Annotated in this window: 12 protein-coding genes; 7 read left to right on the top strand and 5 right to left on the bottom strand. The window is 60.8% G+C overall.

Translation table 11 applies throughout. From position 1 onward, the window contains the following. Positions 1–20: 20 nt before the first annotated feature. On the bottom strand, positions 21–227 hold the full coding sequence (locus BN1129_RS20290; RefSeq protein ID WP_042039009.1) for a hypothetical protein: 207 nt from the start codon (positions 225–227) through the stop codon (positions 21–23). A gap of 114 nt (positions 228–341) precedes the next feature. Here BN1129_RS20290 and BN1129_RS20285 point away from each other — a divergent pair, with 114 nt between their 5' ends. Together BN1129_RS20285 and acnB are read left to right on the top strand one after the other, a co-directional pair. Beyond that, on the top strand, positions 342–2,591 hold the full coding sequence (locus BN1129_RS20285) for a patatin-like phospholipase family protein (protein WP_042039007.1): 2,250 nt from the start codon (positions 342–344) through the stop codon (positions 2,589–2,591). Positions 2,592–2,818: 227 nt separating this feature from the next. Beyond that, entirely contained in the window at positions 2,819–5,416 is a 2,598-nt protein-coding gene (gene acnB, locus BN1129_RS20280; protein WP_042039006.1) for a bifunctional aconitate hydratase 2/2-methylisocitrate dehydratase, read from the top strand. Positions 5,417–5,521: 105 nt separating this feature from the next. Here acnB and BN1129_RS20275 read toward each other — a convergent pair whose 3' ends face one another. Then, positions 5,522–6,433 (bottom strand): LysR family transcriptional regulator, encoded by a 912-nt coding sequence (locus tag BN1129_RS20275; protein WP_042039004.1) that lies wholly within the window; start codon positions 6,431–6,433, stop codon positions 5,522–5,524. A 77-nt stretch (positions 6,434–6,510) separates the two neighbouring features. On the opposite strand from BN1129_RS20275, the gene BN1129_RS20270 reads away from it, so the two are divergent. The 4 genes from BN1129_RS20270 (at position 6,511) to mdtD (ending at position 11,227) form a co-directional block, all read left to right on the top strand. Continuing rightward, positions 6,511–7,128 (top strand): LysE family translocator, encoded by a 618-nt coding sequence (locus BN1129_RS20270; RefSeq protein ID WP_042039002.1) that lies wholly within the window; start codon positions 6,511–6,513, stop codon positions 7,126–7,128. A gap of 117 nt (positions 7,129–7,245) precedes the next feature. Next, positions 7,246–8,640: a D-arabinono-1,4-lactone oxidase gene (locus BN1129_RS20265; protein ID WP_042039000.1), complete on the top strand. Its 1,395-nt coding sequence runs from the start codon at positions 7,246–7,248 to the stop codon at positions 8,638–8,640. 9 nt (positions 8,641–8,649) lie between these two features. After that, entirely contained in the window at positions 8,650–9,777 is a 1,128-nt protein-coding gene (locus tag BN1129_RS20260) for a CobW family GTP-binding protein (RefSeq protein WP_042038999.1), read from the top strand. Between the two features lie 61 nt (positions 9,778–9,838). Continuing rightward, positions 9,839–11,227, top strand: coding sequence for a multidrug transporter subunit MdtD (mdtD, locus tag BN1129_RS20255; RefSeq protein WP_042038998.1), 1,389 nt, complete (start codon positions 9,839–9,841; stop codon positions 11,225–11,227). Positions 11,228–11,248: 21 nt separating this feature from the next. Here mdtD and BN1129_RS20250 read toward each other — a convergent pair whose 3' ends face one another. The 3 genes from BN1129_RS20250 to folB all read right to left on the bottom strand — a co-directional run bounded on the left by BN1129_RS20250 (position 11,249) and on the right by folB (position 12,795). Then, positions 11,249–11,737: a YbaK/EbsC family protein gene (locus BN1129_RS20250; protein WP_042038996.1), complete on the bottom strand. Its 489-nt coding sequence runs from the start codon at positions 11,735–11,737 to the stop codon at positions 11,249–11,251. A 124-nt stretch (positions 11,738–11,861) separates the two neighbouring features. Next, positions 11,862–12,371, bottom strand: coding sequence for a 2-amino-4-hydroxy-6-hydroxymethyldihydropteridine diphosphokinase (folK, locus tag BN1129_RS20245; RefSeq protein WP_042038995.1), 510 nt, complete (start codon positions 12,369–12,371; stop codon positions 11,862–11,864). A gap of 52 nt (positions 12,372–12,423) precedes the next feature. Next, positions 12,424–12,795 (bottom strand): dihydroneopterin aldolase, encoded by a 372-nt coding sequence (gene folB, locus BN1129_RS20240; protein ID WP_042038994.1) that lies wholly within the window; start codon positions 12,793–12,795, stop codon positions 12,424–12,426. Between the two features lie 169 nt (positions 12,796–12,964). Between folB and plsY the strand changes: the two genes are divergently transcribed. Beyond that, positions 12,965–13,576 carry a glycerol-3-phosphate 1-O-acyltransferase PlsY gene (plsY, locus tag BN1129_RS20235; protein WP_042038993.1) on the top strand — a complete coding sequence of 204 codons (612 nt, stop codon included), beginning with the start codon at positions 12,965–12,967 and terminating at the stop codon, positions 13,574–13,576. The last annotated feature ends 5 nt before the right edge of the window (positions 13,577–13,581 follow it).

The following is a 13,581-nucleotide window of genomic DNA, read 5'->3' as shown; positions in this document are numbered from 1 at the left end:
CGCTCTCTGTTGTTTCTGGTTCACGTCAAGGAGCAGGTCCGAGCCGGAAGCTGCCCACCAGCTTGCCGAACTGGCCGCAGAGCGGCAGCAGGCTGCGGCTCGACAAGCCGGTGGGCTATGTCGGTCGTCTTGATGTCATCCACGTTGCGGTTGATCTCGCTCATCACGCAGGACTGCCCCTCGGTGGCGGTGGGCTCACACAGCGGCACCGGATTGTTCAGACCCATTGGCTGCTCGGTGAGTGCGCTATATCGCTGTCGTAGCGGTTGCGGTTCCTTGTTCGCACTTTATAGTAGGCTTCATTGCTCACTTGGCTCGAACTGGATTCAATGGAAAATCATATGCGCATCTTTCATCGGGGATGGACCCACCTGTTTCTGGTTTTGCTGGCTTGCCTGCCGTTCATGGTGGCGGCCCAGTCCGATCGGCCCAAGATTGCTCTGGTACTGAGTGGCGGTGGTGCCAAGGGGGCGGCCCATATCGGTATCCTCAAGGTACTGGAGGAGAAGCGCATTCCGGTCGACATCATAGTGGGCACCAGCATGGGTGCCTATGTGGCGGGCATGTCCGCCATGGGGCTCAGTGCCGAAGAGGTGGAGCGAACCACGCTCGCCATCGATTGGAGTAAGGGATATCAGGACCGAGTGGGCCGCGAAGAGCTCTCGCTGCGTAAAAAGCAGCAGATAGAGAGGTTTCAGCTGCGTACCGATATCGGTTTTAATGGCGGAGCTTTCCAACTACCGAATGGCTTCATTCAGGGGCAGACTATGGCTAGTCTGCTACGACTCGCGACCTTCAACCTGCCGTCATTGCAGAGTTTCGACGATCTGCCCATCCCCTATCGTGCCATGGCGACCGACATGGAGACCGTCACCCCCTTCGTGCTGGATCACGGTAGCTTGGCTAAGGCGATGCAGGCCTCCATGTCCATCCCGGGGGCGCTCAAGCCGGTCAAGTGGGAGGGGCGCATTCTGGCCGATGGTGGCATCGTCAATAACATGCCGGTTGATGTTGCCAAGGCGATGGGGGCTGATGTGGTGATCGCGGTGGATATTGGGGCCAGGCTGCGCACTCAGGAATCCCTCAATTCTGGCCTTGCCATGATTGGCCAGCTCACCACCTTCATGACCCGGGTCGGTACCGACAGGCAGAAGGCGCTGCTGGAGGATGGAGATATCCTGCTGACACCTGACATAGACGACATCGGGATCGCTGATTTTGCCCGTATGCCGGATGGGATCAAACGGGGTGAGATGGCTGCCATGAAGGCTGCACCGGAACTGGATCGGCTTGCCCTGAGCAAGGAGCGTTACAAGGAGTATCGCGATCACAAACTGAGCCGGCGGGCCGAGCGTAGTGGTCAGCCCGCCTACTTCATCGACAAGGTGGAGATCATCAACAACTCGCGCCTCTCGGACGAGACTGTGCGCGCCATGTTGAACGTACGTCCCGATCAGATCCAGACCAATGAGAGCTTGGAGGCTGGGATCCGCCGTCTCTATGCGCTGGAGTCATTTGACCGTATCACCTACAAGATAGAGGAACGGGATGGGGAGAACGTGCTGGTGGTGGATGCCAACGAGAAGAGCTGGGGTCCGGGTTTCCTCAACTTCCAGTTTGGCTTCTCTGACGATTTCGAGAGTAATTCCAACTACAACGTCGGCATGTCCTATACCCTGACCAATGTCAACAAGTGGGGGGCCGAGTGGTTAACAGAGGCCGCGCTTGGTACCTCAAAGCACGTTAAAACAGTCTTCTACACCCCGCTGGAACCATCCCAGACCTTTTACGGTGAGGCGAGCCTGGCTTATAACAAAACCCCGCGGCGCATCTTCAATATTGGGTTGGATGCATCGACTAATCCCGACATCAGCTACTCATTCTTCAGCTCCGAGCTGGCCGTGGGTTGGAACAGTCAGCCCTGGAGCCGTATCTACACGGGACTGGAGGGGCAAATAGGCAGTATCGAGATTAAACAGGCGGGGAATGCCAATGTAGATGCCACCACTTGGGGCCCTTTCATTCACTTTGAGTACGACACCCTGGATAGCCTCTACTTCCCCTACTCGGGAAATAAGTGGGACATGAAGCTGGGTTACTCCCGCGTCAATCTCACTGGGGGAGAACTTGATCAGATTGGCAGGGACAGGGGACTGAACTACAACTTCGCCATGGTCAAGCCTTGGTCGTGGGATCGGCACAGCCTCAACCTGATACTGGAAGGGGGCGGTTCCAATAGTGACGAGATAGTACCGCTCTACGTCCAGGATCTTGGTGGTCCTTTCCGCCTCTCCGGCTTCCAGCGCTATCAGCTGAGCGGTCGCTACAGTCTGCTGGGAGGACTTCGCTATATCTACCGGGTGGCGGATAACGACTTTGGTGCATTCAGGATGCCGCTCTATCTGGGCAGTTCCCTCGAACAGGGCGGGGTATGGAACAAGGGGGCGGAGATCGACTTCGACAGCTCCATTACCGCCGGTTCCGTCTATGTGGGGGTGGAGAGCTTCCTCGGCCCCATCTTCCTCGGCTATGGCGTGGCAGAGGGGGGCAACAACATGTTCTATCTGCAATTGGGCACCACATTCGAATAACGGCCAAATGATGCTTTTTTGTTAACTTATTTCTGGTGTGTCTTTTATATGCTGGCAAAACATGAGCAAGTTTAGATGGTTATGTTGTTTTGGTGAATATATGTACAGTGTTTGGATTTTAATTAGTCGTTAAAACTTATATAGTGGGGGGCACCCTAAGGGTGTCCCGCAAGGACGATCGCCGCGAGCGTGGGCGACCCCCAAAAAAGACCAAAGAGGAATTAGTCGTGCTTGAAACATACCGTAAACACGTCGCAGAACGTGCCGCCGAGGGCGTGGTAGCCAAACCTCTGGATGCAGAGCAGGTCGCCGCCCTGGTTGAGCTTCTCAAGAACCCGCCCGCTGGCGAACAAGACTTTCTGAAAGAGCTGTTGTCCTCCCGTATTCCCCCAGGAGTTGATGAAGCGGCCTATGTCAAAGCCGGTTTCCTCACCGCCATCGCCAAGGGCGAAGCCCACTCTCCCATCCTGACTGCCGCGCAAGCTGTTGAGCTGCTGGGCACCATGCAGGGTGGTTACAACATTCAGCCGCTGATCGACCTGCTGGACCACAGCACCCTGGCCCCGCTTGCCGCCAAGGGCCTCTCCCACACCCTGCTGATGTTTGACTCCTTCCACGACGTGGAAGAGAAGGCCAAGGCGGGCAATGCTCACGCCAAGCAGGTGATGCAATCCTGGGCCGATGCGCAGTGGTTCCTCTCCCGCCCAGAGCTTGCCGAGAAGATCACGGTCACCGTGTTCAAGGTGACTGGCGAAACCAACACCGACGACCTCTCTCCGGCGCCGGATGCCTGGTCCCGTCCCGACATTCCGCTCCATGCCCTGGCCATGCTGAAAAACGCCCGTCCCGGCATCACTCCGGACAATGACGGCACCGTTGGCCCCATCAAGACCATCGATGCCCTGAAAGAGAAGGGTTTCCCGCTGGCGTATGTCGGCGACGTGGTCGGCACCGGTTCTTCCCGCAAATCCGCCACCAACTCTGTGCTCTGGTTCATGGGCGACGACATTCCGTTTGTGCCGAACAAGCGCGCTGGCGGTGTCTGTCTGGGTGGCAAGATTGCCCCGATCTTCTTCAACACCATGGAAGATGCCGGCGCCCTGCCCATCGAAGTGGATGTCTCTGCGCTTGCGATGGGCGATGTGATCGACATCTACCCGTTTGCCGGCAAGATCTGCAAGCACGGCACCGAGCAGGTGCTGGCCCAGTTTGAACTCAAGACAGAGGTATTGATCGACGAAGTGCGTGCCGGTGGCCGTATTCCGCTGATCATCGGCCGCGGCCTGACCGACAAGGCGCGGGAAGTCATGGGTCTGCCGTTTTCCACCGTGTTCCGCCGTCCTGTGCCTGTGGCCGATACCGGCAAGGGTTACACCCTGGCCCAGAAGATGGTGGGCAAGGCGTGTGGCGTGAAGGGCATTCGTCCCGGCACTTACTGCGAGCCTCGCATGACCACGGTCGGCTCTCAGGACACCACAGGCCCCATGACCCGCGATGAGCTCAAAGATCTGGCTTGCCTCGGCTTCTCCGCCGATCTGACCATGCAGTCCTTCTGCCACACCGCGGCCTATCCCAAGCCCATCGACGTACAGACTCACCACACCCTGCCGGACTTCATCATGAACCGTGGTGGCGTCTCCCTGCGTCCGGGTGATGGCGTCATCCACTCCTGGCTTAACCGCATGTTGCTGCCCGATACCGTGGGTACCGGTGGTGACTCCCATACCCGTTTCCCCATCGGTATCTCCTTCCCGGCGGGTTCCGGTCTGGTGGCGTTCGCCGCCGCCACCGGCGTCATGCCGCTGGACATGCCGGAGTCCGTGCTGGTGCGCTTCAAGGGCGAACTGCAACCGGGCATCACCTTGCGTGATCTGGTTCATGCCATCCCTTACGCTGCCATCCAGAAAGGGCTGCTGACCGTCGAGAAAGCGGGCAAGAAGAACATCTTCTCCGGCCGCATCCTCGAAATCGAAGGCTTGCCGACCCTGAAGGTGGAGCAGGCGTTCGAGCTGGCCGACGCCAGTGCCGAGCGCTCCGCCGCCGGTTGCACCATCAAGCTGGATCAGGCGCCGATCATCGAGTACCTCAAGTCCAACATCGTCATGCTGAAATGGATGTTGTCCGAGGGCTACGGTGACCCGCGCACCATCACCCGTCGCATCAAGGGGATGGAAGAGTGGCTGGCTAATCCTGTGCTGATGGAAGCAGACAAGGATGCCGAGTACGCCGAAATCATCGAGATCGATCTGGCCACCATCAAGGAGCCGATCCTGTGTGCGCCGAACGATCCTGACGATGCCCGTCTGCTCAGCACTGTGGCTGGCGACAAGATCGACGAAGTGTTCATCGGTTCCTGCATGACCAACATCGGCCATTTCCGCGCCGCCGGCAAGCTGCTCGAGAAGTTCCAGGGCGAACTGCCAACCCGCATGTGGATAGCGCCGCCCACCAAGATGGACAAAGATCAGCTGACCGAAGAGGGCTACTACGGCATCTTTGGTCGCGTCGGGGCCCGCATCGAGATCCCGGGCTGCTCCCTCTGTATGGGCAACCAGGCGCGCGTGGCGGAAGGGGCCTCCGTGGTTTCCACCTCCACCCGCAACTTCCCGAACCGTCTGGGCAAGGGTGCCAACGTCTATCTGGCCTCTGCCGAGCTGGCTGCCGTGGCCGCCATCCTCGGCAAGATTCCGACCGTGGCTGAGTACCTGCAGTACGCCAAGACCCTGGATGCCACTGCGGCTGACACCTATCGCTACCTCAACTTCAACGAGATCGCTTTCTACACCAAGAAGGCCGGTGGGGTGATCCTGCAGCAAGCGGTATAAGGATTGGCGCCGGTTGGCGCAAACAGTCTGACAAAAAGCCCCGGCTCATGCCGGGGCTTTTGTTTGGCCGACCCTTGCCTCTGGTTCTATCTTGCCTGCCAGGGCTCAGGCATTGAGGGATTGCAGCCAGTTCGCCAGTTTTCCATGGGGGCTGCCCGGAATCGGCGGTGCGGGAGCGAGCAGGTGATAGCCGGTGCCATCCGGGATGAATCCGAGCGGGGCGGCCAGCAGGCCGGCGGCGACATCGTCGCACACCAGCCGGTAGGGGCCGATGGCGACGCCAAGGCCCGCCACGGCGGCCTGCAGGCTGAAGTAGAAGTGTTCGAAGGTCTGGGTCGGCGCCTCGTCGCTTGCACTCTGTCCGGCCTGTTCCTGCCAGCTTTGCCAGGCGGCGGGACGGGTCTTGGTGTGCAGGCGGGGGGCAGAGGGGCGCAGCGCCGGCAGTTCCCCTTGTGGCTCGAAAAACTGCGATACCTTGCCCGGCTGACAGACGGGCCCCGTTAGCTCCTCAAACAGCAGCTGGCTGTAAAGGTCATCAGGCCAGTGAAAGTCGTTGCGCCGAATGGCGAGGTCTATGCCGTTGCCAAAGCTGAGGGCGCCACCGCCCGCCATCAGATGCACGTCCAGCTCGGGATGCAGGGCTTGAAAGGCAGGCCAGCGCGGGATCAGCCAGCGCATCAGCAGGGTGGGCTCGCAGGAGATGACCAGCGACTGGGGCTTGCTCTGCTGGCGCAGCGCCTGCACCGTCTCCCGGATCCTGCCCAGCCCTTCCCTGACGGCCTCATGTAGCCTGCTGCCCGCCTCGGTCAGAAAGACCCGGCGCTGGCGGCGCTCGAACAGCCCGATCCCCAGATCCTCCTCCAGCAGGCGTACTGCCCGGCTGATGGCGCCATGGGTGAGATGCAGCTCATCGGCGGCGCGGCTGAAGTTTTCGGTGCGGGCCGCCACCTCGAAACAGCGCAGTGCCGTCAGGGAGGGGAGGGAGAGGTCTTTCTGTGAGTTATTATCACCATTCATGTCAGAAGTTATCGTTCGTTATTGGTGTGAATGCCAAATAAAATAGCCGATATCTCTCAGCATCAGGACTCTTTTTAATGACCGAACTGTTAGCCGTAGTGGCCATTACCTTCTTTGCCGTCATCAGCCCGGGGCCCGATTTTGCCATGGTGTCGCGCAACAGCCTGCTGCTCTCCCGTCGCACCGGCGTGCTGACGGCGCTCGGCATAGCGGCCGGGGTCTGTGTCCATGTGACCTACACACTGCTGGGGGTCGGCCTGCTGATCCAGCAGTCGCTCTGGTTGTTCAACCTCATCAAGCTGGCAGGGGCTGCCTACCTCATCTTCCTCGGCATCAAGATGTTGCGTGCCAGACCTGTGACCCATGAGGAGATGGTCAGCCAGCCAGCGCTATCCAGCCTGGGGGCACTGCGCACCGGGTTTCTGACCAATGTGCTCAACCCCAAGACCACCATCTTCATCGTCAGCCTGTTTATGCAGGTGGTGCGACCGGACACGGCCCTTGGCGTCCAGCTTGGCTATGGCGCCTTTATCGTGCTGGCCCACGGGGCCTGGTTCAGTGCGGTGGCGCTTTTCTTCTCCACCGCGTCGGTACGGGCCCGTCTCTTGGCGGTGCGCCACTGGATCGATCGGGTGTTTGGCGGCTTGCTGGTGGGGTTTGGCATGCTGCTGGCACTGACCCAGCAATCGCGCTGAGGAAGTGGGTGAGTCATCCCCCTTATCCACTCTCGACTGTAGGGGCTTGTTTTTCATGCCTTGTGGTCCGCTTTTCGGTAGAATTGCCGCTCATTTTGAAGTCAGATGAGGCGCGGTATGACGGTCAAGTTCCAGGCATTTCACAGCATCAAGGCGATCAACAATCGGGAGGTGCTGTTCAACTGGTCCAGGACCAACCCCCTCGGCGCGCTGGATCAGGTGTGGCGCCCGACCCATAGCGACGAGCTGCAAGCGCTGCTGCGCGAACACCCCGGGCGCAAGCTGCGGCTGATCGGCTCAGGCCTCTCCTTCGAACCCATCCACAGCGTCTATGCCGAGGGCAGTCAGGCGCTGCTGGTGGATCTGTACCACCTGCGCGGCCAGCTGGCGAAAACCGCCGATACCGTCACCTATCAGGCGGGTACGCCGCTCGATACCATTTACGCTGATCTCATCGCCATGGAGCGGATGCTGCCCGCATCCCCCGGCGTCATTGGCATCCAGACCCTGGGCGGTGCCCTCAGCACCGGCACCCACGGTCAGGGGCTGTACCAGTCTGCCCTCTGCGATGCCGTGGAGGCGATGACTGTGATGCTGGCCAGTGGCGAGATCATCCGGGTCGATCGCACCGATCCGCGCTTCGGCGCCTTCGTGATGGGGATGGGGATGCTCGGTATCCTGCTCGACGTCACCCTGCGTACCGTGCCTAACCGCATCATGCGCTGCACCAAGTTCACCACCGACTATCCCTTCCTGCTGGAACACAACGAGCGGCTCAACCGCGAGCACGGCTTCGTGAAGAGCTGGTGGTTCGCCTGGACCGGCGAGAGCCACATCTGGCTGGTGGATCCCGCCTCCGATGACGAGGTGGCCCGCTACCGCGCCGCTGGCAGCGAGCCGCTGCTGCTGGAGGGCGATATCGACGCCCGTATGAATGCCACCATAGATGCCACCCTGCAGAAGATGGCGAAAGACACCAAGGATGAAGCACTGGCAGGGGAGCACTTCGAGACGGTGCGCCGTTTCAAGGATGCCTCCGATCTGGTGGGCAACGTCTACCAGATCCTCTGCAAGGGGATCCCGGCGCCCCAGATCAACTGCGAGGTGGCGGTGCCGCTCAATCGTATGAACGAGGCGCTGGAGACCCTGCAAGCGTGGCAGCAGGCCAATCCCGGCGTGTTGCACTACCCCTTTATCCTGCGCTGCACCGGCCCTTCCGAGGCCTGGCTCAGCGCCGCCCATGGCCAGTCGGTCTGCTGGGTGGGTTTCTTGGTCTATCTGGCGGCGGACGGCACCTTCGTCAACGGCTCCATGGAGCAGATGCGCGAGCTGCAGCAACTGCTGGTGCCGCTTGGCGGCATTCCCCATTTTGGCAAGCATCTGGCGATGGATCTCTACGACTTCCCGGCCCTGTTGCCACGCTGGAACGACTTTGTGGCCTTGAAGCGCGAGCTCGACCCTCACGGTCGCTTCGAAAACCGCTGGCTCAGCGACCTGTTTGCCAACCGGTAAGGACCCGACATGACCGATATGCAAGACACCCGTATCCCTGTGACCCTGCTGACCGGCTTTCTCGGCAGCGGCAAGACCACCTTGCTCAACCACTGGGTCAAGCAGCCTGAGCTTGGCGAGTGCGCCGTGCTGATCAACGAGTTCGGCTCGGTGGGGCTGGATCACCATCTGGTACAGCAGGTGGACGAGCAGGTGGTGCTGCTCGATTCGGGCTGCATCTGCTGCTCGGTGCAAGGCTCCCTGGTGGAGGCACTGCAGGGGCTCTTCATGCGTGCCATCCAGCGAAAAATTAAGCCGTTCAAGCGACTTATCATAGAAACAACCGGCCTGGCCGATCCGGCTCCCGTGCTGTTTACCCTGCGCGAAGAGGGCTTTATCGCACAGCGTTACCGCTTCGATGGCACTGTGACAGTGGTGGATGCCGGTCATATCGAACAGCAGTTGGCGGCTCAATATGAGGCGGTCAAGCAGGTGGCGCTGGCGGATCTGCTGGTGGTGAGCAAGGGGGATCTGGTGGATGGCGAACAGCTGGCGCGGGTCGAAGCCCAGCTGGCATCCCTCAACCCGGCGGCCCCCATCGAGCGGGTGACTAATGGCGAGTTGTCGCCAGCGGTGCTGGAGAAGCTCGGTGCCTACAACGAGGCGGCGGGGCGCGACGTGCGTCAGCTGCTGGCCTGGCTGCGCACCGAATCCCCGAAGCAGGGGCTGGCCTCGCCGATGCAGCCCAAGATGCAGCCATTCGCCGCCAAGGTGGGCACCGCCGCGCCGACCCATTTCGAGCATGGCAACATCGAGAGCTTCTCCCTGCGCATCGGCGAGCCGCTCAAGCCGTCTCGCTTGCTGGCCGCCATCGATGCGGTGCAGGCCCAATATGGCGATGCCCTGCTGCGGCTCAAGGGGATCTTGCAGCTGGAGGGTGAAAGCCAACCTGTGGTGATCCACGGCGTACACGGTCAGCTCTATCCGTTGCAGGCATTGGGCGACTGGCCTGAGGGCAAGGCCCAGTCCCGGCTGGTGTTTATCGTGAAAAGTCAGGACAAGGCGGGGATCGAGCGGCTGTTCCTTGATACGCTCGAGGCCCCCGAGCCCAGTCTGGAAGAGCGGCTCAAAGCCATGCTCGGCCAACCGGATGCCTGACCGGCTGATATGACCCGCTTGCGTGCGGGTCTTTTTTTATCTGAAGAGGAGGTGGTTGCTCATGCCCGATAGCACACACATGGTGACCCCTGCCCAACGCAAGTGGCTGCCGTTGCTGACGGCGGTCGGCTTCTTCATGCAGACCCTGGATGGCACCATCCTCAACACGGCCCTGCCCAGCATGGCCGAGACCCTGGGCGAGAGCCCGCTGCAGATGCAGTCGGTGATCATCGCCTATATGCTGACGGTGGCACTGCTCATTCCCGCCTCCGGCTGGCTGGCGGACAGGTTCGGCACCCGCCGCATCTATCTGGCCGCCATCCTGCTGTTCACCCTGGGTTCGCTGGCCTGCGCCGCCTCCAACACCCTGCCCATGCTGGTGGCGGCCCGGGTGCTGCAAGGCATAGGTGGCGCCCTGCTGATGCCGGTGGGGCGCCTCGCCGTGCTGAGGGTCTACAGCAAGCACGAGTTGTTGCGGGTGATGTCGTTCGTCACCATCCCCGGGCTGGTGGGGCCCTTGATCGGCCCGGCACTGGGAGGCTGGCTGGTGGAGGTGGCGAGCTGGCACTGGGTGTTTCTCATCAATCTGCCGGTGGGAATCGTCGGCTTTATCGCCAGCTGGCACTTCATGCCCGACCTGCGGCAAGGCACGGCCAAGTTCGATTGGCAGGGGTTCGTGATGTTCAGTGCCGGTATGGTGCTGGTGTCGGTGGGCTTGCAGGGGCTGGGTGAGCACAGCATCTCTACCGGCTGGGCGCTGTTTGCCCTGCTGTTCGGTCTGGCCGCCATGGCAAGTTACTGGCTCTATGCCGCCACTGCCAAGGAGCCACTGTTCAGTCTGGCGCTGTTCAAGACCAGCACCTTCGCCATCGGTGTCTGGGGTAACCTGTTCGCCCGCCTCGGCAGCGGTGCCATGCCCTTCCTCACCCCGCTCTTCCTGCAACTGGGACTGGGTTTCTCGCCGAGCAAGGCGGGTATGACCATGATCCCCACTGTGCTTGGGGCCATGCTGACCAAAACGCTGGTGAACAAGCTCATTCCGCGCATCGGTTATCGGCGCATCCTGATCGGCAATACCCTGGCGCTGGGGGCCATGATCGCCAGCTTCTACTTCATCGACAACCAGCTGCCCTATGAGGTACTGCTGGGCTGGTTGATGGTGTTTGGCGCCATCAACTCGCTGCAGTTCTCCGCCATGAACACACTCACGCTGCAAGACTTGAGCGCCGAGCATGCCAGCAGTGGCAACGGTCTGTTGTCGGTGGTGATGCAGCTCTCCATGAGCCTGGGGGTGGCCATCGCCGCCAGCCTGTTGGGGCTCTTCTCTGCGGGTTTGTCGGCGTCGAATGGGCAGTGGCTGGGAGGCTTCCACCTCACTTATCTCTGCATCGGCCTCATGTCCATGCTGGCGGCGCTGATCTTCGCCCAGTTGGCGCGGGACAAGGGGTGAGCGGGTTGGTACCGTCAGCCGTCAGGTTGATGGCGCAGGCAGATAGCTGACCTGACAGGGCAGCTGCTCAAGCACCCGGGCAAGGTGGACAGTCTCCAGCAGAAAGGTCTGCTCCGGGTGACCCGGCGTCCAGGTGAAGGCGTGATGGTCCATCAGTTGAGGGTCTACCAGCAGCGGAATATCGGCGCGGGGCAGGAAGGGGCAGACTGCGCCCGGCAGACAGCCGATCTCGGCCTGCATCTCTTCTGCGGTGCAGATGGAGGGCTTGGCACCGAGCGCGGCTTTGACCGCCTTGTTGTCGAGCCGCCCCCCTTGATGGGTCAGCAGCAAGGCGAAGCGACCATCCTTGAATTTGAGAAACAGCGTCTTGCTGAACACCGCCTGCCAGCCCAAGCGGGCCCTGACTCTTTCGTCGGTGGCGTAATCCAGAATGGGTTCATGCTGGTAGCGCTGATGGGGCAACTCGACCAGCAGCTGGCAGTTGAAGTCGTGAATGGTGTCGAGCGGCATGGGGATCTCCTGTGGCGAGCCTTATCCTGCCAGCCATGGCGGGCTGGGCCCAATAACACTTTCTTATGGCGGATAAGCCGCCTTGCAAGATGCAACAAGGGCACCCTCGGGTGCCCTTGTTGATTCAGTAAGGCTGCAGCTCGCACGCTTCCCAGTGAAAGGGAATAGGGCAGAGTCGCTGGGATGCCTTGTCATAACCCTGCCACAGCTCGCCCAGCGTGCGGCCATCGACCGGATGGCGCAGGCTTGGGGCCAGTTCGGCCAGTGGCCAGAGCACAAAGGCATTGGTGAGGATCTCGCCGCGGGGCAGGGCAACCGGGGTCTCGCAGACCCGATCACCATAGAGCAGCAGATCCAGATCCAGAGTGCGCGGTGCGAACTTCTTGGCATCCGGCTCGCGGCCGTGGGCGAACTCCATGGCGCGCAGCCGTTGGCACAGGGTTGCCAGCGGCAGATCGGTGTCGGCCCCCACGACCAGGTTGTAGAAGGGGCGGCCATTGAAGCCCACCGCCTCGCTCTCGAATACCCTGGAGACCGCCAGCTCGCCGAACTCGGCCTGCAGGGCATCGAGTCCGGCGCGGATGTGGTGCTCCCGCTCTATGTTCGAGCCCAGACTGATATAGATGCGGGTCATGCGGCGCTCCCTGTCATCGGGCTTGCACCCAGACGGATATAGAAGGAGGCCATCAGTTGGCGCTCGTGGCCGGAATACGGTGGCGCAGGATCTCGACCCCGACGCCGGCGGCATTGGGCACGGCGCCCGGTTTGGTCAGGATGACCTTGACCCATTGCACCCGCTCGTCGGCCAGCACCAGCATGGCGACCTGCTCGGCCATGGTTTCGACCAGTTCCACCACCTTGCTGGCGGCGTGATCACAAATCTTGCGAGAGAGGGTGGCGTAATCCAGTGCCAGATTGATATCGTCGGTTGCTGCGGCGGGACGGTTGTCAAACCCCATTTCGAGGTCGAAACAGAGCTTCTGGCGAATGCCTTTCTCCCACTCATAAACACCAATAGTGGTCAAAACCTCGAGTCCGCGAATAAACACCTTGTCCATGACAGTACTTCTTCTTTACTCTTGATGGGCTGTGATAACAGCGCAGGGATGCAGGCCTGGCAACCAGTTTGCCGCGCGGTCGGTTTGAACGACACGCTTTTGGGCAACGCCAAGCCAGAGAATGTGGCCCGCATCATACCCCATTCATATCGTGGTAAAAACGACCAAGATGACGGCCCTGACGATTTTGATGATTATTCTGGCCTATCTGGGCGGCTCGCTGTCCAGTGCTGTGCTGGTTTCCCGTATCACGGGTCTGCCGGATCCTCGCGATCATGGCTCACACAATCCGGGTGCGACCAATGTATTGCGCCTCGGCGGGCGCGTGGCTGCCGTTGTGGTGTTGCTGCTCGACGTGCTCAAGGGCACGGCCCCCGTCTATCTCGCCTGGTATCTGCAAATCAAACCCGTTTACCTCGGCTTGATCGGGGTGGCGGCCTGCCTCGGCCACATGTACCCCATTTTCTTCCACTTCCGTGGAGGAAAGGGGGTCGCGACGGCGCTTGGTACCATGATGCCCATTGGTTTCACCATGGGCGGTGCCGTCATCGGCACCTGGCTACTGGTGCTGCTGGTGAGCGGCTACTCCTCGTTGGCCTCCATCATTACCGTGCTGCTGACCCCGCTCTTTACGTACCTGCTCAAACCCGAATACACGCTGCCGGTCTCGTTGCTCTCCTGCCTCATCCTTATCCGCCATCATGAGAACATAGCCCGCCTGCTGAAAGGGGAGGAGCCCAGAGTCTGGGGGCGAAAGGGGAAGCAGAAAGAGGAGTCGTAGCGACT

The organism is Aeromonas popoffii, from assembly GCF_000820025.1.
Lineage (GTDB): Bacteria > Pseudomonadota > Gammaproteobacteria > Enterobacterales > Aeromonadaceae > Aeromonas > Aeromonas popoffii.
The sequence above is the reverse complement of the archived record's forward strand: the minus strand, read 5'-3'. Positions and strand labels throughout refer to the sequence as shown.